Annotated in this window: 23 protein-coding genes; 8 read left to right on the forward strand and 15 right to left on the reverse strand. The window is 40.1% G+C overall.

The annotated features are described in order from the left end of the window. Positions 1-44: 44 nt before the first annotated feature. The 7 genes from HCN54_RS13615 (at position 45) to HCN54_RS13645 (ending at position 8,528) form a co-directional block, all read left to right on the forward strand. The gene (locus HCN54_RS13615; RefSeq protein ID WP_167598209.1) at positions 45-2,861 is read left to right on the forward strand and encodes a carboxypeptidase regulatory-like domain-containing protein; all 2,817 of its coding nucleotides are present in this window, start codon (positions 45-47) and stop codon (positions 2,859-2,861) included. A gap of 33 nt (positions 2,862-2,894) precedes the next feature. Further along, positions 2,895-4,298, forward strand: a complete 1,404-nt coding sequence (locus HCN54_RS13620; RefSeq protein ID WP_167598210.1) for a DUF5689 domain-containing protein — start codon at positions 2,895-2,897, stop codon at positions 4,296-4,298. A gap of 206 nt (positions 4,299-4,504) precedes the next feature. After that, positions 4,505-5,050, forward strand: coding sequence for a peptide deformylase (locus HCN54_RS13625; RefSeq protein WP_233430637.1), 546 nt, complete (start codon positions 4,505-4,507; stop codon positions 5,048-5,050). A 67-nt stretch (positions 5,051-5,117) separates the two neighbouring features. Further along, positions 5,118-5,630 (forward strand): hypothetical protein, encoded by a 513-nt coding sequence (locus tag HCN54_RS13630; RefSeq protein WP_167598212.1) that lies wholly within the window; start codon positions 5,118-5,120, stop codon positions 5,628-5,630. After that, positions 5,630-7,492 carry a sensor histidine kinase gene (locus HCN54_RS13635; protein ID WP_167598213.1) on the forward strand — a complete coding sequence of 621 codons (1,863 nt, stop codon included), beginning with the start codon at positions 5,630-5,632 and terminating at the stop codon, positions 7,490-7,492. The genes HCN54_RS13630 and HCN54_RS13635 overlap by 1 nt, the downstream gene beginning before the upstream one ends. Beyond that, on the forward strand, positions 7,489-8,115 hold the full coding sequence (locus HCN54_RS13640) for a response regulator (RefSeq protein ID WP_167598214.1): 627 nt from the start codon (positions 7,489-7,491) through the stop codon (positions 8,113-8,115). Before HCN54_RS13635 ends, HCN54_RS13640 begins: the two co-directional genes overlap by 4 nt. 98 nt (positions 8,116-8,213) lie before the next feature. Continuing rightward, positions 8,214-8,528 carry a DUF1456 family protein gene (locus HCN54_RS13645; protein WP_167598215.1) on the forward strand — a complete coding sequence of 105 codons (315 nt, stop codon included), beginning with the start codon at positions 8,214-8,216 and terminating at the stop codon, positions 8,526-8,528. Here HCN54_RS13645 and HCN54_RS13650 read toward each other — a convergent pair. From HCN54_RS13650 to HCN54_RS13665, 4 genes are all read right to left on the reverse strand, one after another. Beyond that, positions 8,525-9,472, reverse strand: coding sequence for an endonuclease (locus HCN54_RS13650; protein WP_167598216.1), 948 nt, complete (start codon positions 9,470-9,472; stop codon positions 8,525-8,527). The genes HCN54_RS13645 and HCN54_RS13650 overlap by 4 nt on opposite strands. Positions 9,473-9,499: 27 nt before the next feature. Then, positions 9,500-12,175: a TonB-dependent receptor gene (locus tag HCN54_RS13655; RefSeq protein WP_240924891.1), complete on the reverse strand. Its 2,676-nt coding sequence runs from the start codon at positions 12,173-12,175 to the stop codon at positions 9,500-9,502. A gap of 84 nt (positions 12,176-12,259) precedes the next feature. Then, a complete protein-coding gene (locus HCN54_RS13660; RefSeq protein ID WP_410503571.1) occupies positions 12,260-12,991 on the reverse strand; it encodes a GLPGLI family protein in 732 nt (243 codons plus the stop codon). A 235-nt stretch (positions 12,992-13,226) separates the two neighbouring features. Further along, complete coding sequence (locus tag HCN54_RS13665; RefSeq protein WP_167598218.1) at positions 13,227-13,955, reverse strand: GLPGLI family protein; 729 nt, start codon at positions 13,953-13,955, stop codon at positions 13,227-13,229. Positions 13,956-14,021: 66 nt separating this feature from the next. Between HCN54_RS13665 and hflX the strand changes: the two genes are divergently transcribed. Continuing rightward, positions 14,022-15,242, forward strand: coding sequence for a GTPase HflX (gene hflX / locus HCN54_RS13670; protein WP_072982948.1), 1,221 nt, complete (start codon positions 14,022-14,024; stop codon positions 15,240-15,242). A 71-nt stretch (positions 15,243-15,313) separates the two neighbouring features. Here the strand turns inward: hflX and HCN54_RS13675 are convergent, their stop codons facing one another. The 11 genes from HCN54_RS13675 to HCN54_RS13725 form a co-directional block, all read right to left on the reverse strand. After that, positions 15,314-16,261: a DUF3078 domain-containing protein gene (locus HCN54_RS13675; protein WP_072982946.1), complete on the reverse strand. Its 948-nt coding sequence runs from the start codon at positions 16,259-16,261 to the stop codon at positions 15,314-15,316. 94 nt (positions 16,262-16,355) lie between these two features. Beyond that, positions 16,356-16,859, reverse strand: a complete 504-nt coding sequence (locus HCN54_RS13680) for a DUF2480 family protein (protein ID WP_167598219.1) — start codon at positions 16,857-16,859, stop codon at positions 16,356-16,358. A gap of 12 nt (positions 16,860-16,871) precedes the next feature. Continuing rightward, positions 16,872-17,201, reverse strand: coding sequence for a DUF59 domain-containing protein (locus HCN54_RS13685; protein ID WP_167598220.1), 330 nt, complete (start codon positions 17,199-17,201; stop codon positions 16,872-16,874). Between the two features lie 4 nt (positions 17,202-17,205). Next, positions 17,206-17,559 carry an SdpI family protein gene (locus tag HCN54_RS13690; protein WP_167598221.1) on the reverse strand — a complete coding sequence of 118 codons (354 nt, stop codon included), beginning with the start codon at positions 17,557-17,559 and terminating at the stop codon, positions 17,206-17,208. Then, a complete protein-coding gene (locus HCN54_RS13695) occupies positions 17,559-17,987 on the reverse strand; it encodes a SufE family protein (protein WP_072982940.1) in 429 nt (142 codons plus the stop codon). Before HCN54_RS13695 ends, HCN54_RS13690 begins: the two co-directional genes overlap by 1 nt. A gap of 12 nt (positions 17,988-17,999) precedes the next feature. Continuing rightward, positions 18,000-18,395, reverse strand: coding sequence for an META domain-containing protein (locus HCN54_RS13700; RefSeq protein WP_167598222.1), 396 nt, complete (start codon positions 18,393-18,395; stop codon positions 18,000-18,002). 66 nt (positions 18,396-18,461) lie between these two features. Next, complete coding sequence (locus HCN54_RS13705) at positions 18,462-19,700, reverse strand: aminotransferase class V-fold PLP-dependent enzyme (RefSeq protein ID WP_167598223.1); 1,239 nt, start codon at positions 19,698-19,700, stop codon at positions 18,462-18,464. A 45-nt stretch (positions 19,701-19,745) separates the two neighbouring features. Next, positions 19,746-21,059 (reverse strand): Fe-S cluster assembly protein SufD, encoded by a 1,314-nt coding sequence (gene sufD, locus HCN54_RS13710; protein WP_167598224.1) that lies wholly within the window; start codon positions 21,057-21,059, stop codon positions 19,746-19,748. A gap of 98 nt (positions 21,060-21,157) precedes the next feature. Continuing rightward, complete coding sequence (gene sufC, locus HCN54_RS13715; RefSeq protein ID WP_167598225.1) at positions 21,158-21,910, reverse strand: Fe-S cluster assembly ATPase SufC; 753 nt, start codon at positions 21,908-21,910, stop codon at positions 21,158-21,160. Positions 21,911-21,961: 51 nt separating this feature from the next. Beyond that, a complete protein-coding gene (gene sufB, locus HCN54_RS13720; RefSeq protein WP_167598226.1) occupies positions 21,962-23,407 on the reverse strand; it encodes a Fe-S cluster assembly protein SufB in 1,446 nt (481 codons plus the stop codon). Positions 23,408-23,447: 40 nt separating this feature from the next. Next, positions 23,448-23,777, reverse strand: coding sequence for a HesB/IscA family protein (locus HCN54_RS13725; protein WP_072982930.1), 330 nt, complete (start codon positions 23,775-23,777; stop codon positions 23,448-23,450). Positions 23,778-24,020: the final 243 nt, after the last annotated feature.

Raw genomic sequence — 24,020 nt, forward strand, 5'->3', positions numbered from 1 at the left:
ATTTTAAATCTGGACGCTTCGTGTACAAATTTGCTACGATCTTAATGCTGTTTCTTAGTAGTGCTTCCGCAGTTGCACAATATGCCCGCATACGCGGCACAGTTAAAGATGCAGCTACTTCAAGTGCACTTCCTGAAGTTGAGGTTTTTGTGCAAAAAACTAACTACACCACTCAAACCGATGCTGACGGAAATTTTGACTTCATCCCTCAAGTACCGCCGGGCAGCTATACCCTCGTATTGCGTAAATCTGGCTATCTCTCGCTCACGATCCCTGTGAATCTCATTCCCGATCAGGAACTGGTTCTAGAATACCTACCCTTAGAAATTGATCTTGCTGAAGCCAATGAGCAAATTACCATCATCAGTCTTTCTGACGTACAACTCAATGACGACAATGAGCAACGCGACAATGCCGTATCAGGACTGCTGGGCGCCACGAATGATGTGTTTAGCAATGCTGCTGCTTTTGATTTTAGCAGTACATTTTTTAGACCTCGAGGCTTAGATAGCAAATACAGCCGGGTCCTCATCAACGGACTCGTACTAAATAAATTCAATACCGGCAGACCGCAGTGGAGCAACTGGGGCGGACTCAACGATGTGATGCGCAACAGGGAATTTAGTATGGGTTTGACCGCCAGTGATTACAGCTTTGGCGCGCCGGCAGGCACCTTACATTTTAATATGCACGCATCCTCGTATCGGCCCGGAGGTCGTATTTCATATGCTACTGCAAATCGCACCTATACCGGTAGAGTTATGGCAAGTTATAACAGCGGGGTTACAGCTTCTAACTGGGCGTATTCTGTTTTAGTTTCACGAAGATTTGGACCAGAAGGCGCTATAGACGGCACCTTTTATGACGCCAACTCGTTGTTCTTTGCTGCGGAAAAAATACTTTCAGAAACACACTGTATCAATCTTTCATTCCTCTATACGCCTAATCGAAGAGGCCGAAGTACCGCATTAACTCAAGAAGTAATCGATCTGAAAGGCTACACGTATAATCCCAACTGGGGATTTCAAAATAATGAAGCACGTAATGCACGCGTTCGTGCCATTAAAGAACCTTTAGTATTGCTTTCCCATCATTGGCAACTAGGGAAACAAGCAAGTTTACAGACCAATCTGGGGTATCAATGGGGAACCACTAAAAATTCGCGTATTGATTACACCGGAAGCACTTTAGTTAGCAACCCTAACGGGCAAGAGCATTTTGTGGGTGGCGCAAGAAATCCGGCTCCCAATTATTACCAAAACCTTCCCAGCTATTTTTTGCGCTACCCCAATCCATCAGCAGTGCAATACCAGCAAGCCTATTTAGCTGAGCAAGAATTTAGAAACGATGGGCAACTCGACTGGCAGGCTTTATATGAAGCAAATGAAACAGCAGTGCGTTCCGGATTGAATACCATCTATGCGATACAACAAGACGTAAATCAAGACCAACTCTTCACAGGAAACATCAGGTATAAAGCACAAATGTCAGAACATTTTGATATCAATTTTGGGGTTTACGGTTCTGCATTACAAAGCGCGCATTATGCGGAATTAGATGATCTTCTTGGCGGAAACGTCTGGTTGGATATAGACAGTTTTGCGGAAGACGATAACACCACCGGCGGAGATCTAGCACAAAGTGATTTGCAAAATCGCAACCGACTGGTACAACCCGGAGACCGGTATAAATACAATTACGGAATAGCCGCCAGGCAAATAGGCACATTTGCGCAACTAGAAGCCACTTATAATCATCTGGATTTCTATGCTGCCCTAAGTGCAGAACAGACCTCTTATCAGCGGGAAGGATATTACGAAAACGGTTATTACCCGGGCGCCTTGTCTTTAGGTAAGAGTGCACCGGTGCGCTTTACGAGTTTGGGCGCCAAAGCCGGAATCACGTATAAATTCAACAGTAAGCATTTTGCGTTACTAAACGCCGGATTTCTTGAACAACCACCAGGCTTCAACACCGTTTTTACCAACGCCAGGCAACGTAACGCCATACTTGAAAATCCGCAATCAGAGCGTTTGATCGATCTGGATGCCAGTTATATTTATCGAGGTTCTGATCTTAAACTGCGCTTGACCGGTTACCTGCTTAATTTCACTCAAGGAAGTGAGGTTTCTTATTTCTATACCCAGTCGATGCAAACCCCGCTGATTGATCAAGGTAATGCACTTGTGCAAGAAAGCACTACTCATATTGCACGACAAAATCTAGGTTTAGAATTTGGTGCGTCTTACAGCATACTCCCTACGTTGACTTTAAAAGCGGCGGCGGCCTTTGGCCAAAATATGTATACTCAAAATCCTCAGGTATACTACACCACCACGCTTGCTGAAACTGCCATTCGTTTTGGCGATGGCAGTGTCAAACTTAAAAACTATCACGTCGCAGGAGGTCCTGAACGCGCCTATCAGCTGGGTTTTGACTATCGAGATCCCGATTTCTGGTGGTTGGGCGCCAGTGTAAACAGATTCTCCAACGCTTATGTAGATGTAAGCTATTTGCGGCGATCAGGAGCATTCAGCAGCGATTATGACGGACAAGCTTTTAATGATTACACTGCTAAAGTGGCGCAAGAACTTTTAAAGCAAGAGCAGCTAGACGCCTATTATCTGGTCAACATCGTAGGCGGCAAATCCTGGCGTGTAAAAAGCTATACCGTGGGGTTTTTCGGGTTACTGAACAATGCGTTGAACACCCGCTATAAAACCGGCGGTTTTGAAGATTCGCGTATAGGAGATTACAGAAGTTTATTAGAAGAACGTGCCCGGGATACTCCGCTATTTGGCAACAGGTATTTTCTGGGATATGGCGCTACTTTTTATCTAAACTTTTATGTGCGGTTTTAATCATTCGCTTCGGCATCCTTAATAGAAAATAATATGAAACTACCTTGTAGATACCTCATCGCATCCTTTTTGCTTCTAGGCTGTGTGACTTCAGAATTTGAAATTCCGGAAACTGAAAGTGCATCGGTCACTCCTGAAGGCACTGAAATCAGTATTATCGCCGTACTCAACAGCCTGCGGCAAAGTAGCGAACCCATCATAAGTTTTGACGCCACAGACACCTACTTTACAGGCTATGTGACTAGTAGCGATGTTGCCGGTAATTTTTACCACGAACTCATCGTACAAGATGCTGCTGAAAATCCCACGGCGGGGATTACACTTCAATTGAATGTTAATGCGCTGTACACACTGTATGAGCCGGGCAGAAAAATCTATGTTTACCTTGATGGTCTTGCCCTTACTACAGAAAATGGGGTGCTGCAATTGGGCATCCGTGACGGAAACGGCATTACAGAGATTCCTAATTCGGTTATTGGGAATCATATTTTACGCGATGCGGAAGTAGCACAACTGGTTCCTTTGCCTATAGCCATTTCGGAGTTTTCTGAAGCTTATGAGAATATCCTCATTCAGCTTGATCGCGCACAATTTAACCAAAATGAGGTTCTAGGTTCTTCGATTAAAACCTATGCCGGAGAGCTCACTGATGAATACGACGGGATACGCTTGCTTGAAACTTGTGAACCCCGCGGAAGAACTTTAGTAAGCACCAGTACCTTTTCGAAGTTCAAGTCGGTTGCGCTTCCTACCGGCTCCGGAACCATTTCAGGCATTCTAAGTCGGGATTTTTATGATGACTTCTATATTTTGAGAATCAATACCACCGAAGCTGTGGTTTTTGAAGACACGAGCCGCTGCGACCCTGAATTGTACCGTTGTGGTCTGGCAGAAGCCGAAGGCACAACGGTACTGTTTGCAGATGACTTTAGTGAACAGTCGCGTAACAATCCCATTGAAGGTAACGGCTGGACCAACTTTGTAGAATACGGAGTTCAAGCTTGGGAAGCTTATACCGCTACCGGCACCAATGCTTCTCAGGGAGTTTCGGCACGCATAGATTCGTATCAATCAGGAGATGCGCTTAGTGTTTGCTGGCTGATCACTCCGGCTATTGATTTAGCAACCACAACTAACGTACGTTTACGTTTTGAAACCAGCAGCAGTTTTGCAGACGGTAGTGATCTTGAGGTATTGTTTAGCAGCGATTGGGATGGTGATCCTACAACAATCACACAGGCCAGCTGGGCAATTCTGGACGAAGCTTTTGTGATTAGAGATCTTGACTTTTTTGGTGATTGGTACAGTAGTGGAATTGTGAACCTTTCCTGTACATCTGCAAATAGCGGCTATATCGCATTCAAATACACCGGAAGCACTCAAGAAGCCTTTGACGGCACCTACCAGTTAGACAACATTAGCATCACCGCAGACTAAACCTAAACTACCTCGGGCCAGTTTGTGAGAGATCCTACCATTTGGTGACGCCAATTAAATTGGTATTTTTAAGAAACTAAAAACCAATCATCTTGATCAAAACTACCCTTTTCAGTCTTCTGTTTATATGCTTGATTGCATGCAGTTCTACAAACGAGCAAAAACAGACTCCTTCTCAATTTAGCCAAGAACAAACCAGCCTCATTATGGCTGCCGATTCTGTGACCCCTATGCGTGTTTTTAAGATCACTAACAAACAAGATTCCCTTTTGCTACGTACGCCAAGTGAGCACGTAAATGTAGACCCAAAAGATACTGTACTGATGAACCTCATCAACCGGATGTATGCTACAGTACGCGACAGCCTTTCTCTGGGTGCAGGAATTGCTGCGCCGCAAGTGGGTATTCTAAAAAACATAGCTTGGGTGCAACGTTTTGATAAAGAAGGTTTTCCTTTTGAAGTGATCATCAATCCCGTGATCAGGCAGTATTCAAAGAAAAAACAAGACTGTCCCGAAGGTTGTTTGTCGATTCCCGGACGTCGGGATACCTTGTCTTCCCGCGCGTATGCCATTTTAGTGGAATATGATACTCCCGATGCTTCTCACGAGATCGAAATGGTTGAAGATTTTACAGCAGTGGTCTTTCAGCATGAGATTGATCATCTTAACGGAATTCTGTATTTAGATCACCTAAAACAAGAAGTTAAAGACGCCGAAGGCTTGATGACCTTGGATACGCTTTCTAATTAAAATACCGGGTAACGGGTATTTCTTCCCACTTTTTTAAAGCTTAATATCACATTCGTCTATAAAACCCATGAAAAATAACACCATCACTCCTACCGGATTACTTTATTTAGGAGCAACTTCAGAAGTCTACGATCAACTCGTTTATGCGTCACAATCGTACGGAACATTTTACGCGATCTATGCCAATATTAAAACCTCAGCAGCAAGTACCGGTGAGCGCCAAATTGATGAAATAAAACTGCGCATATTAAATTACAAAGGCGTTATCAATCTGGGTTTAGAGAAAGCCGAATATAATGCGTCAACAGGAACTATAGATCTATTTGTAAAAGCTTTAGGCAATACTTCAAAAGAGATTCTTTGTAAAAAGCTGAATAAGCTTAGAAAAAAAGATCAGGAAAAGCTAGTCTTTGTCAGACATCTCATTCACTTACCAAATGCTCATAACAATGGTATTTTTGAGGTAGAAAAATACTACCGGGACGGCACTTATACCGAAGAACGTCCTGATTATGATAGTGCCTCCCCTGTAGCCCCCGGCGGACGCTGCATGATGTCTGAATTGAAAATTTTGACTTAATGCGGTGGGTGCTGTGGCATATCATAGGGTTTTTAAGTTTTAGCCTTGCTTTTGGTCAGGAAACTGACTTCTCTAAATTTGATGCTTATTTTCAAGCTTTAAAAACACTTGAACACCAACAGGCCTTAACACATCTCAGCACTATTGAAGACACGCTGTATTCTCAGCCTTTAAACACCTTTGCACAGCTCACGTATCACGGATTTTCCGGGAGTCCCGAAAACTTTAAAGCCGCGTGTGTGCTGCGCACAAGCGATGACCCTTTTTTAAATGCAGTTTACCGGCTGAATACCGGCTATTATAAGTTTTACTTTTTACAAGACCGCACCGCGGCATACCCTCATTTCTATAAAGCATTAAAAAGCGCAAATCAGCTCGCCTACGCGCCGCTTCAGCGTAGGGTTTTACGAGCCATCTTGCAGTACTTTCATCACGAGATCGCGCGTAACAACAATAACTACCAGATATTTCTAGATCAATATCAAGATCTTATTTTGGATAGTAATGATCAGGTTTATTTTCAGATCTATGAAGTCATTTTTCACTCTTCAGAAATCGATATCAAATCGGTTTATTATACTAAAGCGCCGCTGCTTGAAGGCTTAATTTCTCAGTTAGCGCCCAACAGCAAATTACTACCGAAGCTGTATCTGGAGATCGCTTTATATCACGAATTGATCAAAGAATATGACCGGGCAGCTTACTATTATCAAAAAGTATTTGATGAGGGTAAAGACATTCCCTATTATAACGACAGTAGGTTTTCTGCCATTACCAAGTTGGCCTACCTGCAGCACCTAAAAGGAAACTCTCAGGAAGCCCTCAAAAAATTAGAAGAAGTATCTTGTTGTTTCAATCCGCAGGACTCCTTAAAAAACACCTTTTTTGTAGAATACTATACCTCTCTTTTTTATGAAGGTCTGGGCGCAGATTCATTAGCGCTGGCACATTATAAAACCTATGTTGAGGCAGGACACAATATCAATTTCAGAGATAATTCATTAGAAATATCCCGGTTACAGGTAGAACTGGAAACCGAAAAAAAGGCCAATGACCTCCTGTTGGAAAAACAAGAAAAGAAACGCATCCTGGTTTTAACCGTGGGACTTTTAGTAGCGCTCGTTATTCTTTTATTGATAGCCTATCTGATTCTTAACAACAGCAGAAAACGGCGCAAATTAGCCGAACAGGAACGGGAGCTAGAAAAAGAACGCGTAGCCAATCTCTTAAAAGATCAAGAACTTGCCAGTATAGATGCAATGATCGCCGGTCAGGAAAAAGAACGTTCGCGCATTGCCGGTGAATTGCACGACGATCTGGGCGCCCTAATGACTAATGTGCGTATGCATTTTGAATCCCTTAAATCTTCTCAGGCTCCCGAACTCTTTGATAAAACCGATGCGCTGCTTCACGAAGCCTATCAAAAAGTACGCAGTATCGCACACGCTAAAAATTCAGGAGTTATTGCCAATCAGGGTCTTTTAAAGGCGGTAAAAGATCTGGCAAAAAAAGTATCACAACTCAACGCTTTAGAAATACAAGTGGTACACCACGGGATGACTAACCGACTTGAAAATAGCCTTGAACTGAGTATTTTCAGAATCATTCAAGAACTCATCACTAACATCATCAAGCACGCAAAAGCTACAACCGCAACTATTCACGTGATCAATCACGGAGATTCGCTCAATATTATGGTTGAAGATGACGGCTTAGGGTTTGACCCTAAGCATATAAGTCTGCGCAGTCAGGGAATGGGCATCAGCAGTATTGACAAACGTGTAAACCACCTAGACGGAAGCCTCACTATAGAATCGGCTCCCGGCGAAGGAGCAACTATAATTATAGATATACCTTTATGATACGTATAGCAATAGGAGAAGATCACCAATCTTTAATTGACGGCATCGCACTGTTGATCAGAGATGAAGCGCATATTCAACTTGTTTGCAGCGCAACTAATGGCTTAGAACTCGTTCAGGCCGTACGTAAATATCAACCCGATGTGATCATCACTGATATACGTATGCCGAAGATGGATGGGATTCAGGCTACGGAAATCATCAAAAAAGAGTTTCCTAATATTGCGGTGATCGCTTTTACCATGTTTGATCAGCAAGATGCAGTGCAGCAAATGCTTGATGCCGGAGCATCGGGGTATATTTTGAAGAATTCAAGCTTACAAACTTTAAAAAAAGCTATAGAAACTGTAGCTGAAGGAACACCCTTTTTTGATTCTCAAATTGATCTAAGCGCGTTTGAAGAAGATCACAGTGCAACCTCAAAAAGCGGTTTGCTTACCAAGCGTCAACTCGAGATCCTTCGCCTTATCGCTCAGGGTAAAACCTCAAGAGAAATTGCAGACGAATTATTCATAGGGGTACACACGGTAGACACCCACCGTAAAAACATGATGCGTATTCTGGAACTCAAAGGAAAAGGCGAACTGCTTCGGTATGCACTCGACCGAAAGTATGATTTTTAAACAGCAAGAACAGGCTCTTTTTGTGTCATTCCTATAAAAAACGCTTCAGTAGTTCTGAAGCGTTTTTTATTTCTAACTTTACCCTCTAATTTTCTACTATGGCTTTATCTAACAACGACATCTTTAAAAAATTACGTGTAGCGCTAAAACTGCGTGATGACGATATTGTAAAAATATGTGCGTTAGTAGATTTTGCAGTGACCAAGAGTGAATTGGGTGCTATTTTCAGAAATGAAAACCATCCTAAATATGTAGAATGTGGAGATCAATTTCTTCGGAATTTCCTCAACGGACTCGTTATTCATATGCGCGGCCCTATGCCCGAAAAGAAAGCCGGTAAACCGGCCCTTAAAAAAGACGGGGAAAAGAAGAAAAATACCAAGAAAAAAGATTCTCCAAAAAAACCGGACTAATCTTCCACTTTAAAAATCGTATACACCGGAAAGTGATCGCTTAAGCCGCCCAAATACTTATCACCGGCATAGGTGCGTAACGGATTCCCGCGGTATTTCCCCTCCTGCTCTTTTAAATACTCAGGATTATAGATTTCAGATTTATCATACTCTAGGGGATTGTCATAGGCTTTCATCCAGTTGGGCGACAAGATGATCTGATCAAACAAATACCAATCGCCACGATGGGTTAAGGAGCCTGCATAACGAGTTAATAAAAAGACCATAGGGTTGTAAAAATCGGTGGACACCAGATGATCGCGCACCGCAATACTCTGCGGATCGTCGTTAAAATCTCCCATTATAATGATACGCGCTTCAGGATCGCGTGACTGAATATCTCGAATGATTTCACGGTTACGCTCAGCAGCAGCAATACGTTTGGGTTCAGAAATTGCCACACCTTCTCCCCGTGATGGCCAGTGATTGACCAAAACAAAAACAGGTACACCGGCGAGTTTTCCTTCTACATAAAGGATATCGCGCGTAAAATCGCGTACACCTTGGGCCGTTTGAAGATGTAAAGAATAGCTCCTGCTTTCGATAACTTCAAAGCGGTTTTTATCATATAGTAACGCCGTATCAATACCGCGCTCATCCGGTGAATTGTGATGTACAAAATCATAATTCAATGTATGTAACGCTTCGGTTTGTAAAAGATCGTTGAGCACTTTTTTATTTTCAACTTCGGCCACGCCAATAAGTGCAGGCGCTTGTCCTGTTTCCGCTTTGCCCACTTGAGCAATCGTTTTTGCGAGTCCGTTTAACTTTTGCGTGTACCGCTCGTGATTCCATTTGAGATCGCCGTGCGGCGTAAAATCAGCATCCAGAATATTGGGGTCCTTTAGGGTATCAAAAAGATTTTCAAGATTGTAAAAGGCAAGGGTAAGTTTGGTTTGGGGCATTTTTGTTTTGATAGCGGCGCCGGTCTTTTAAAGTTTATAAGTCACTTTAAAAATAAGGGTTCTTGGCTGAATAAAGGTGCGCTGATCTGTAATTAGGAATTGACTAAAAAAATTGCTCGCGCGAAAGCGAATGTCAAAAATATTTTGTGCTTCTAGCTCAAAGCCCCAGGCACTTCCCTCCTTTTGATAAAACAAACTTGCCCCGGCTTCCTGAAAATGATTAATCTGGTTTTGGGCTTTGTTTTCATAATAGGTAAACTCATAACTGGCTTTTAAAATGAAGTCCTCTAGAAAGTCATAATCGAGATAAGCAAATGGAGTGATGCGTTGAAAAGTACTCTCAAAACTATCTGAACTGAAATCACTGAAGCTATGTCTCAGCCCGGTTTCTAAATTTGGCCAAGTATCAAAAGAGGTTTCAGTTTTAAAGTTATAGCCGTAGTTTACCGAATTGTAGGCAAGCGTCGCATTGTTGATGATTCTTGAATAGTCTGAAAGATTCAAATTTCCTCCTAGTGTAAAGCGATAGTCGCTAATTTTTTTAGAAAATGACGCATTGGTGCCATAACTGTTTTCCGGGAGATCTGTGTAGATCAAGGTGTTGATCTGGTCTATTCCTTCAATTTGGGTGGTGTTACGTATCGCGTCTTCTGTATGCCTATAACTCAATCCAGCATTCATAAAAATTCCGCGGTAGAGACTGAACTTCGAGTAAAACAAGGAAGCACTGTGAGACAACTGATTTTCGAGGTTTTCATTACCACTAAACAATCCGTTGAAACTGCTCAGACGCAAGCGATTTGCCAATTGCGAGGCATTACCAAACTGGGAAAGTCTGTTGTACTTCAACCGTAATTTTTCGCCACTGCTTATTTCCCATTCGACCAGCAATTCCGGCAATAAAACAGGTTTTCCTTTGCCTACTTCCTGGGTTTCAAATTGGTCTACCGACCACGAATAATAATGATAAAACAAGCCCGGTTTGAAGATAACATCGTCCGCTTTGGCCTTATACTGAAACCCAAAATAGCTATCGCTCAGTTTAAAGAACAAATCATTATTAAAGCCGCTACTTGTAAAATCTAAACGACTACCGTCATTTAATCGTTGAGTGTCTAACGTCGTATAATTTTGATGCGTCACATTGATACCGACTTCGGGATAAATATGATGAAAGCGGTGCAGAACCCAATAATGCTTAGCATTGATATTAAAATCATAATTTCTGGAACGTGTGGTCTGGACTAAATTATAGGTGTCATCTTCCGCATTAAAGGGAATGACTCCTGAAAACACAGGGCGATTAAAAAGCCAGTCACGATCATTATTATTTTGACTATACTGCACAGCTGCTTCAACCGTACTGGTGTGTTTGTACGAGAATTGGCGATTAAAACTCAATTCGGTTTTAAAGTCTAAAGACTGTGGCTGTGTCTGGGTATCTACAAAGGTGTTTTGATCGGGCGTTTGAGACAACACATGATTCAGGCCGTCGCCTTTACTTGTTTTCAAATAGCTTGCTGCATAAAGATCGGTGCCACTGTCTGGGATGTAGCGCAAACGCAGCTTATTAAGCGTAAACAATAGATTATTATTGGTTGTAGTGGTTCGGTTTTCTTCTTGCTGCTCGCCTGTTAAATAGGTGAAATCACTCTCATTACGAGCTTCGAGCTTTCCGTTAGAAACAATAGAATAGGCATCAATGTTTGTAGATTTGCTCAGCTCCTGTGATATACTGAAAGCTCCAAACTCATTTTTGTTGTAAACAAAATCATCGTTATTTAAAAACTGTGCGAAATCATCATTGCCCAAGTTGAAATAAGCGGAAGGATCTTTACTCAACAAACTAAAACCGCCTTCAAAATTGATGTAATCACTCAAGGTAAATGACTTTTGGCCGATGTTGATAAAATCACCAATAGCATTTACCGCCGTTTTTGCAGAATAATAAAACAGATTGGGGTGTATCAAATACCGATCTTCAAGTCCGCCACCAACTTCAATATCTCCAAAAGCAAACTTCTTCTTACCTTCTTTAAGCTTTATATTAAGCACCATCTTATCGCTATCACTTAAACCCTTTAAAAAGGCAACTTCGTTATAATTATCAATGGCTTCAACTTCATCAACAGCATCTGCGGGAATGTTATTGACGCCTAATTTCTCGTCGCCGGTAAAAAAATCTTTCCCCTCGACCATAAGCTTGGTCACCTCTTTACCATTAACGGTTGCATTACCGTCGCGGTCTATCTCCACCCCGGGCAGCTTTTTAAGAATATCCCGCAGTTTGCGCTCCTCGCCGGTTACAAAATTATCGGTGCGGTAGGTGATGGTATCTTCACGTACTTTTACCGCCAAGCGCTGCTTGATCACTATCTCCCCCAATTGATCGCTCAAGGGTTTCATTTTGAAATCGCGAACCGTGTCCTCACTCAAACTGATAGTGTCTGAGATTTTAGCAAACCCCATATAACTTACTTCAACCCTATAGGAAACATTACGTTCTAATTGCAACTTGTAAAGCCCTTGCGGACTCGAGATCGCAAACCGGGTCTGAAAACCGCTTTCTTGTGGAAATGCTAAAATATTAGCATTGGGCAGCGGCTGATCTAGAGTATCTTTTACACTCCCGGAAAGCTGTGTGTTTTGGGCATGGCAAAAGGATAAACCTATTATAAATAGTGTGAAAATGGTAAACTTCAAATCATTCAACCTGATAAATGTCAATATTGACTACTATTTAGTTAAGCATAAAACGCGAAAAGTATTAGTATTTTATCGGTGTGACTATTTTTCAATAGAAGCCCCCATGGCGTGAAGCATTTTCCTTGTAGTACTTCCAAGATCTTTCTGTGCAATAGGAATTCCTTTAACTGGTTTTTCTATTATGATATCGTCTTCTGTACTAAGATTTAATTCTGTTGCGGTCCAACGTATGGGACCAAGATCTACCTGTAATACTAAGCCCGGAAAACCATCAAAATGAATGGGCCCCAATGCAACAGGTATATCAGGTGTAAACCATACAGAATAGGTATACCTCGTATCTTTTAAGTCTTTATTGGGAGCTTTATTAATACCCGTGACAATAGCTTGTCTACACTCATAATTACCAATTATTTTTGTTTCATTGGTAATAGTAAACGTAGGATGATCCATTTTTACTAAAAACAATTCGCCTATGTATTCAACTTGACGTATTGAATAATTACAATCTAAAGATGTATAATATGTTCCATTCCCACCTCCTGAACGAAACACATAGCTATTAAACCTATTGTCATCGCGTTCCATATTATCAATCATACTAAAAAGCGCTTCCTTAGTATTAAATTTAAGTTCGTACCGTAGCGCATCATAGGCACTTTTTATCGGTTTGTTACTTACAAAAACTATTGTCCCAGTATGCTTCTCACTAGCCACTGGTTCTTTTTTATAGATCACGCTACCTTGAAGAGTTTGAGCAACGCTCAAGAACGGTAGTACAAGTAGCAAGTAAATGCAATACTTATTTTTCATAGAAAACACCTTTAAAAACTAAATAATTAGTTGAATTTAGTCAAAAGATTAATATAAAGCACATTATATCCTAATTTTTTCACAATGATCATCAAATTTGTGATCTTAGCGTAATCTATTGGCGTAATGCGCTCAGCATTAAATATAACCTCTAAATAGGCTTCGGTCTGAGCCCACAAAGCACACAAAAATGACTAAAAATTATTAAAAGTGCTTTCATTTAAATACGTATAGTTTAGTTTTTTCGCCATCCAAAAGTTGCCGTTGCTAGTGAATCTACATATTTGCTAAAACCTTCTCTTGTTTTTACAATCCCATTTCTTTCAAATACAATAGCATCGATGGGTTCCAATTGCAGCTTGGTCATCTCATAGATCACAAGATGATCTTCCAGATACAAAATCATTCCCGGCAATCCGCAATATCCTTTAGGACCATAATTAAAAGATAGTTGTGGACAGAAATAAGCGATAATTTCAAGCGCTTCTTCATTGGGCCCTTCAATAATACTTGTTGCTTTATGACACGTATACCCTTGAATTATTTTGGTTTCCTGCTGAATCTCCCAAGCATAATCTGAACACTTCTGCGCAATAAGATAATCATCCCCCATAAATTCTATTTTATTGAAGGATTCGCCAGAAGGCTGAAGTGTATAGAATGGCGTGTTCCGAGCTAGTTTTGCTGCATTTTGAACTGCAGGATGACGTTCATTAGCCAGCTGTTTTTCTATGTCATAATAGGCTATTTCCGTATTAAAATACAGCTTGTACTGCAATTGATCCAGATGCTTTAAAGCATCCTTTATTTCTGCATAGATGTTATTTTTTGGGGATAAAGCTTCCACTCGCTTCATATTAGGATAAACCCTATAAACAGCGACACCAGAGTTGTTTTTCTGAGCTTTGGTATTAAAACCAGCACAAAATAGCAGTAGGAATAAAAGTATATTGATTTTCAGCATCTTGATTAAAGCTACACAAAATAAATTTAGCTTCTAAATCCGTATCTTTGCAGCTTACTTTTATTTATGATTGAAGAGACTAAAATAGAATATGAAAAAACCGTATTGATCGGTTTAATTACACAGTTTCAGGACGAGGAGAAAGCGACGGAATATCTTGACGAACTCGAGTTTCTTGCGTACACGGCAGGTGGCGAAGTTCTCAAACGCTTTACCCAAAAGATGGATACACCTAATCCCAAAACATTTATTGGTACCGGGAAGATGGAAGAAGTACGAGCGTATGTAGACCAGTATGAAATAGGAACTGCAATTTTTGATGATGAATTGAGCCCTGCCCAGCAGAAGAATATTGAAAAGATCTTAAAGTGTAAGGTCATTGACCGAACCAACCTGATCCTTGATATTTTTGCGCAACGCGCACAAACGAGTTATGCGCGTACTCAAGTAGAGCTGGCGCAATATGAATATTTGCTGCCACGCCTTGCGGGGATGTGGACGCACCTTGAGCGTCAACGAGGAGGTATCGGGATGCGCGGACCGGGTGAAACCGAAATTGAAACCGACCGTCGTATTGTGCGTGATCGTATTTCGTTACTTAAAAAGAAACTCGAAAAGATAGATAAGCAGCAAGCGATACAACGAGGTAACCGCGGCGCTTTAGTGCGTGTCGCTTTGGTAGGATACACTAATGTTGGGAAATCTACATTGATGAACACGATAAGCAAAAGTGAAGTTTTCGCAGAAAATAAGCTTTTTGCTACGCTGGATACTACCGTGAGAAAAGTGGTCATTCGCAACCTTCCGTTTTTACTGAGTGATACGGTTGGGTTTATTAGAAAACTGCCTACGCAGCTGGTAGAATCCTTTAAAAGTACCTTAGATGAGGTGCGCGAAGCCGATTTGTTACTGCACGTTGTCGATATCTCACACCCACAGTTTGAAGATCATATCGCTTCGGTTAACCAAATTATGGATGAGATAGGTGGTTCAGACAAGCCGATGCTGATGGTCTTTAATAAAATAGATCAATACACGCATAAAACCATTGATGAAGATGATTTAGTTACCGAACGTACCGAAGAGCATTTTACGCTCGAGGAATGGGAACGTACATGGATGTCCCGTGTAGATGGCGATGCTATTTTTATTTCGGCATTAAATAAAGATAATATGGAAGCTTTCCGCAAAAAGGTTTACGATCGCGTTCGTGAAATTCACATTACGCGTTTCCCTTATAATAACTTCTTATATCCTGAGTACGACGCTTACGGCGAAGAAGAATAGCGTATTTTAGATTTTAAATAAAAAAACCCGATGCTTTCTGCATCGGGTTTTTTTATACAATAGAATGCTTTTTAGAATGCATAGGTCAATCCTAATAGATAATAAGATTGAAGTTGGCTGTCTAAGTTGTCAAACGTAGGCTCTGTACCTGTGCTTCCGTTGTCAACATATTCTCCTAATGCGTAATCTAGGTTTTCTTGTTTGTTTCCTCTTAAACCAAACTCAAAACCTACACCAACTTTGCCAAACAATTTATAGTTGAACGAGTTGATCCAAGTGAAGTTTGAATAATTACTACTCTTGTAGCTTTGAAATGCAGAAAGGTTAGACTTGAATGCAATCTTACCAATCTGACGCGTATAATCTGCCACAATCTTTGCCCCTAAAGAGGATTCAAAAATGGTGTCTTCATCGCTAAACACAAAGTTGTAGTTGATAGGATGTACAACTACCGTAAGATTAGTGATCGGTGTCCACGTCATACCGACACCCAAGTCTAGATAACCGGGATCATTAAAGTTGTCAAGAATTGTGGTTCTATATTCACCAAGACCTGATACTGCTAGTTTTTCACTTAACTTGTAACCGTATAGCGAACTGATATTAAATACATCTGTCGCGTTGCGGAAGCTATCATCATCGTCCGGATCGTCGCGATCATCAAACTTTACCCAACCCAAATTGAGATTCATTGCATTTCTCCAGAAATACTTTTCATCTTTTTTATTGGCGAAAGCATTTACAGTTGCACCAATTGTTGCCGAAGATACATTAGGATTTCCCTGAGAGTACCAACTATTGAACCAGCTGAAATTAGCACCAATAGTACCGAAAGCACCAAATTTCCAACCCGGAAGATTGTCAATTTGCGATTGCAGTGCGTTGACTTCTTTTTGCAGTTTTGCGATTTCGGCTTTTTTAGGAGCGATCTCTTCTTTAAGCTCTTGTTCTGTTTTCTCCTGAGCAACTACTCCGCTTACAGAGCAGGCTAAAAAGAATAGGAATAATAATTTTCTCATAGTGCTGATTTTTCAGATTTGAAGCAAAGATACTTCACCCAAAAAACATAGGTGGTCACTATATTTGAGAAAAAAGACTAAAACCGTAAATTAGTTATTTTGCTTTATAAAGCGGTACTGAAGAGCATGCCTCTCCAAACATCAGGCTTTTAGCTACTTTTTGTAGTTTTTGCGTAAGCAATATATAAGCATTTTGAGGCACCGGTTTATTAGAACAACCTTTAACGATCACCAGTTGGTTCTCGTAAGGAGCTACATCTAATTCAGCAATGATCTCAGTATATAACAAACATTCAAGGTCTTCTAGCGTACCTACAATCACTTTTTTTGCAACCGGCTGAAGATAAGTAGTCACTAACATATACGCCCAAGCCGGCACGATTGCATCTGTGCTGCAATGCAGCGCAACAAAAGCATGTTCATAAGCAGACCAGTCATAATCCTTAAGACTTGCTCTAAATTCTTTTTCTCTCAGAATAAATCCTTCTAACAGCCACTGCGAGATATCTACTGTCGCTCTGCGTCCTGAAGGATAAAGATCTTCAAGATCAAAGGTTTTAAGCTTACTGTTTGCGACTCTGTTTATGATTTCTTCCATAGCTATTAGGTTTTAAAGCAGGCCTAATTCTAGCTTTGCTTCATCACTCATCAAATCCTGACTCCACGGCGGATCAAAAGTAATTTCAACCTCACAATCTTTAACCATGTCAATAGTCTTTACTTTTTCTTCAACTTCAACCGGTAAAGTTTCTGCCACCGGACAGTTAGGCGTTGTTAAAGTCATCAAGATCTTAGTCTCGTAATCTTCATTAACAAAAACATCATAGATCAATCCTAACTCATAAATATCTACAGGAATCTCTGGGTCATAGATCGTTTTAAGCACACGTACTACTTTCTCTCCCAATTCTTGAGTGTCTATTTCTTTTGTATCGCTCATGGTATTATTCTTTAAATCGTTTGTCTAAGGCTTTTTCGGTGCCTAAAAGTAAATATATAACGGAACCTATAATCAACAATAGGGTTAAGAACATTTGAACCTTCGGGTTAAAATCTAAATTGACAAAAGCTCCCAAAACGGCCAATATGAGTAACGCAACCACAGCCTTAATCATTTTTACAGAAGAGAACTTTTGCGCAAAATCCCACCGGTCTTGAGATTTCATGGATTTTGAAGTTCGATACCCGTAAAAATGGTTGATCTTTTTAGGTGGAAAACGGTACATTAAAATTCCAACGACAACAAACACGAGTCCGCAAATCCCGCCGGTTAATGTTAAAGCGTTTTCCCAATGCATCAGGATTCTGCTTTTGCCTGATAGGCCACTGCGTATAATTTTATCTGCTTGATCATACTCACCAAACCGTTAGCACGCGTTGGCGACAAGTGTTCTTTTAACCCGATCTTATCAATGAAAGAAGTATCAGCATCTAAAATCGCTTGCGGCGGCTGGCCAGAAAAAGAACGAATTAAAATAGCGATGATCCCTTTTGTGATGATCGCATCACTATCTGCCGTAAATTCTATTTTATCATCCTTTAAATCTGCGTGGACCCAAACCTTACTTTGACATCCTTTAATGATATATTCTTCGGTTTTGTATTTTTCATCTATCAGCGGCAGTGATTTTCCCAACTCGATCATATATTCATAACGCTGCATCCAGTCGTCAAACATTTCAAACTCTTCAATAATCTCTTGTTGTATATCTTGAATACTACTCATAGGTGTTTAAACTTATTTTGCAATCAATATAGGTTGCTCTTCAGCATCTAAAAGACTTAATTTATTGCTCTTAAGACTAAAGGTTTTCGCATTTAATAAAGCCTGAAAAAAATTATATTCAATAGAAGTTCCTTCAGGGCACATCATCTTAGTCGACACTGCCGGCGAAAACTTAATATTATTTCCGCTAACCACATAAGTGGCGCTATAGGAGTTACAAACGGCTTTACCACTCACTTGACCTTTTTCTTCATCAAAGATCAATTGAATCTCTTTCCCTGCAACCGTATCTTTTTTGATAGAGGCTACAATATATTCTCCTTTAGGTCCTTTAATTTTCTTATCGGTTGATTTACAAGCACTAAAACTTACAAATACTAGAAGCAACATCACTGCAAATGTTTTCATATCTTAACGTTTTAAGAGTGAAATTACTAGTAATCGCTTAAATATGCACCAGACTAAAGGTTAAATTTAGCCCAACATACTTTTTGCCTTGCGCACTGCATTCACAAAAATATCTATTTCCTCTTTAGTGTTGTAGAAAGAAAACGAAGCTCTAACCGTTCCGGGAATTTTGTAGAAATCCATAATTGGTTGTGCACAATGATGACCAGTACGCACCGCAATACCCAACTTGTCTAAGATAGTGCCGATATCATACGGGTGAATGTCACCAATATTGAATGAGATTACAGCCGTTTTATGTTTAGATTCACCATAGATGCGCAATCCTTCGATCTCTTTAAGTTTTTGTGTTGCATAAGTGAGCAACTCGTATTCATAAGCTGCAATATGCTCAAAACCTATGGCATTCATGTAATCAATGGCTGCACCAAAAGCTATTCCGCCACAAATATTGGGAGTCCCCGCTTCAAACTTATGAGGTAATCCTGCATAAGTAGTTTTCTCAAAAGTAACCTGATCGATCATTTCCCCTCCTCCTTGATACGGGGGAAGTTTTTCAAGCCATTCTTCCTTTCCATAAAGCATTCCTATTCCTGTAGGACCGCACATTTTATGCCCGGAAACGACGTAAAAATCTACATCCAAAGCTTGAACATCTGCTTTGATATGTGGTGAAGCTTGCGCCCCATCAACTAAAACAGCTCCACCCACTTGGTGGGTTTTGGTGATGATCTCGTCAATAGGGTTTACAGTTCCTAAAGCATTACTCACGTGATTGACAAAAACCAATTTGGTCTTCTCTGAAAGCACGGCGTCAAACCCATCCATGTCAAGTTCGCCACTTGTAGTCATTGGGATGACTTTAAGCGTCGCACCGGTTTTTTCGCAAAGCATTTGCCACGGTACAATATTAGAGTGATGCTCTAATGCCGAAACAATAATCTCGTCTCCCGCCTTTAAAATCTCAGCAAACCCTGAAGCTACAATGTTGATCCCGTGTGTGGTCCCCGAAGTAAAAAGCGTTTGATACGCGTTAGGGATATTAAAATGCTTTTGCAATTTTATACGCGCCTGCTCATAAGCATCAGTAGCTTCTTGCGATAACGCGTGAACCCCACGGTGTATGTTTGCATTATAGTTTGAATAATAATCAACGATCACATCGATTACTTGCTGCGGCGTCTGAGAAGTCGCAGCATTATCAAAATAAACCAATGGCTGCCCGTTAACCTTTCGGTTTAGAATAGGAAAATCTTCGCGTATTCTTAAGACATCTAAGGTTGATGTGATACTAGCAGTAGCCATATGTACAATTTTTGACGAGTTACTTACAAGACAAAAAAGTCTTGTCTAGAGATCAAAACCAATATTAACGCCTAGTTTTTCGGCAATAAGATTGGTGATGCGTGCTTTTAACTGTGGAATTTTTACACTTTCTAAAACATTGTTAGCAAAGGCATACATCAATAATGCTCTACCTTCTTTTTTACCAATTCCGCGGGTACGCATATAGAATAAAGCATCTTCATCAAGCTGACCAATGGTACAACCGTGTGAACAACGAACATCATCGGCAAAAATCTCCAACTGAGGTTTTGAGTTGATCGAAGCTTTATCGCTAACCAAAATGTTATTATTAGATTGGTATGCATTGATCTTCTGCGCAATAGCATCTACAACCACCTTACCATTGAAAACTCCGGTAGATTTATCATCAAAAATACCTTTGTAATCCTGATGACTTTCACAGTTCGGCTGCTTGTGGTGTACTAAAGTATTGTGATCTACGTGCTGCTTATCTTCAATGATGGTAACCCCTTTTAGAATAGAATTGATGTGCTCCCCATTCTGATAATAATTCAAATTATTACGGGTAAGCTTTCCACCAAAAGAAAAGGTATGTACTGATACTTCACTAGACTCCTGCTGATCAATATGCGTATTATCAATTAATGACGCATTTTCTTTGTCATTTTGGATCTTATAATAGTCTACACGAGCGTGTTTACCCGCATAAATTTCAGTAACAGAATTGGTAAATACAGCATTTGAACTCAAACTCTGGTGACGCTCAATCACTTGTACTTCGGCATTCTCTTCAGCAACAATCAAGTTACGCGGCTGAAGCATAAGATTTGCCTCATTACCGGTTGATAAATGCACAATCTGTATAGGTTTGTTTACCGCCATACTCTTAGGCACATAGATGTAAGCACCCTCTTTAGCAAAAGCAGTATTTAAAGCAGTAAGACTGTCGTTCTTGGCAATTTTATTAAAATACACATCAATAACCTGCTTGAACTTAGGCTTAGTAAGCGCTGAACTCAAGAGACAAACATCAACACCATCGTGTGTAGTTTCAGAAAGATACGAACTGTAAACACCATCAATAAATACGATCTTAAAGGTGTCAATATCATTTAAAAAATATTGTTTTACATCTTTAAATTCAATCGCATCATCACCGGTTGCTGCCAAGCTATAATGAGGCTTTGTAACTGAATTTAATGAAGTATACTTCCAGTTCTCATCCTTTTTACTCGGAAAACCTTCCGCCTCAAAGACCTTTATAGCCTGATCTTTAATATCAAGAATACTGTTATCAAAAGATGTATTCTCTTGAAAAGTCAAGTATGATGATAATAATTTATCTTTTAAACTCATAATTCAATTTAATATTCAAAGTTGAAAAAGTCAAAAGTCACTTTTACTCTAACAACTTCATACATTTTAATGTTCAAGCGTATTTAAACTTGAACGCTCTAAGCAGTAAGCTCCGCTTTTACCCAATCGTATCCTTTTTCTTCTAACTCAAGCGCTAACTCTTTTCCGCCGGATTTTACGATTTTTCCATCTACTAAAACGTGTACAAAATCAGGAACAATGTACTCTAGAAGACGCTGATAGTGCGTAATCACCACTACTGCATTGTCTTTACTGCGTAGTTTGTTTACACCGTTAGAAACGATACGTAATGCATCAATATCTAATCCTGAATCAGTCTCATCAAGAATAGCCAATTTTGGCTCTAACATCGCCATCTGAAAGATCTCATTACGTTTTTTCTCTCCACCCGAAAAACCTTCGTTTAATGAGCGTGATAAAAACTTACGATCAATCTCTAAAAGTTCAGATTTCTCACGAATCATCTTTAGCATATCGTTCGCCGGCATATCTTCAAGGCCTTTAGCTTTACGCGTTTCGTTGATCGCTGTTTTGATAAAATTGGTAACCGATACTCCAGGGATCTCTACCGGATACTGAAAAGATAAGAACACACCTTTATGCGCACGCTCTTCAGCATCTAACTCGAGCATAGACTCACCCTCAAAAATAATATCTCCGCCGTTTACCTCATATTCCTCTTTACCGGCAATAACAGACGACAATGTACTTTTACCTGACCCATTAGGCCCCATAATAGCGTGTACTTCACCTGCGTTAACTTTAAGATCAATTCCTTTTAGAATGTCTTTATCTTCTATACCTGCATTCAGATTTTTTATCTCTAACATATTCTATATTCTTTGGGCATCAATGCCTTTTTCTGATGTTCTTATTTTGTTTTATCCTACGGAACCTTCGAGTGAAATTTCCAATAATTTTTGAGCTTCTACCGCAAACTCCATCGGAAGTTTGTTTAGCACTTCTTTACTAAAACCATTAACGATCAACGCAATTGCTTTTTCAGTGTCAATTCCACGTTGGTTACAGTAAAAGATTTGGTCTTCACCAATTTTACTGGTAGTTGCCTCGTGCTCTACTTTAGCCGATTTATTTTTAGCTTCGATATACGGGAAGGTATGTGCACCACATTTATTCCCCATCAATAGTGAATCACACTGCGAGAAGTTACGCGCATTTTCTGCTCTGCTATTGATTTGAACCAAACCGCGATAACTGTTTTGAGATTGCCCTGCCGAAATACCCTTAGAAATGATCGTGCTCTTCGTGTTCTTACCTAAGTGAATCATCTTGGTACCCGTATCTGCCTGCTGAAAATTGTTAGTAACCGCGATCGAATAAAATTCACCAATCGAGTTATCTCCTTTCAACACACAACTTGGATATTTCCAAGTTACAGCACTACCGGTTTCTACTTGTGTCCAAGAGATCTTCGCATTTTTTTCGCAAAGCCCGCGCTTGGTCACAAAATTGTAAACACCACCTTTTCCTTGATCGTTACCAGGATACCAGTTTTGTACAGTAGAATATTTAATCTCCGCATCATCTAGTGCAATCAATTCAACAACTGCAGCGTGCAATTGATTCTCATCACGAGATGGAGCGGTACAGCCTTCTAGATAACTCACATAACTACCTTCATCTGCAACAACAAGTGTACGTTCAAATTGACCGGTTCCTGCTTGGTTAATTCTGAAATACGTTGAAAGCTCCATTGGGCAACGTACGCCCTTAGGAATATAACAGAAAGAACCATCACTAAAAACAGCACTATTTAAAGCAGCATAGAAGTTATCTTTCTTAGGAACTACTGTACCAATGTATTTCTTTACCAGCTCAGGATGTTCCTTAATCGCTTCAGAAATAGAACAGAAAATAATTCCCTTTTCCGCCAGCGTTTTCTTGAAAGTAGTAGTTACCGAAACTGAATCCATAACTACATCAACTGCCACACCGGCAAGTTTCTTTTGCTCATCGATAGAAATACCTAAACGTTTAAATGTATCTAACAATTCAGGATCCACCTCATCTAGACTATCGTATTTAGGCTTTTTTGAAGGTGCAGAATAGTAAGAGATATTCTGAAAATCAGGTTTCTCATAATGCACATTCGCCCATTCTGGCTCCTCAAGCGTTTGCCAATACCTAAAAGCTTCAATACGCCATTCGGTCATCCATTCAGGCTCTTCTTTTTTCTTAGAAATCGCTCTCACAATATCCTCGTTAAGCCCAACCGGAAAAGTTTCAGATTCAATATCTGTATAAAAGCCGTATTTATATTCTTTGGTGGCTAATTCTTTCTCTAAGTCGTCTTCTGTGTACGCCATATACTTTATCTAATCTGTTATAAAAACAGGTTTAATCTAATTACAATGAAAAACTTTCTCCACAACCGCAGGTACGTTGTGCGTTAGGGTTATTAAAGACAAAACCCTTACCATTTAACCCGCCGCTATATTCAAGCGTGGTACCAATCAAGTAGAGAAAACTGCGCTTATCTACTATTAACTTTATGTTGTTATCTTCAAAGAGTTTGTCTTCTTCAGCTTTACTCTTATCGAATTTCAAATCATATGATAAGCCACTGCATCCACCACTCTTCACGCCAACCCTAACATAGTCTGTGCTAGGATCATAACCATCCTCAGTCATAAGAACAGCTATCTTCTTTTTTGCGCTTTCACTTACTTTAATCATAATTCATTTTACTTGTTGCAAATATACCATTTAAGTAGGGTTTTACCATACATCCTTACATTAAACTATTTTATGCTTTTATAGACTAAATATATATAATTCGCCATGGCAGCACATCACGTTAAACTTCTATCTAAATCCCGGTGAGATCAAAATAATACACAAACGCACTTAGATTATTTAAAGGAGTCTCGTGCTTGCTTTTGATTTATTCCCATTAAATTTGCGCTTTTAAAGAAACTG

The sequence above is a fragment of the Leeuwenhoekiella sp. ZYFB001 genome, from assembly GCF_011784865.1.
Taxonomy (GTDB): domain Bacteria; phylum Bacteroidota; class Bacteroidia; order Flavobacteriales; family Flavobacteriaceae; genus Leeuwenhoekiella; species Leeuwenhoekiella palythoae.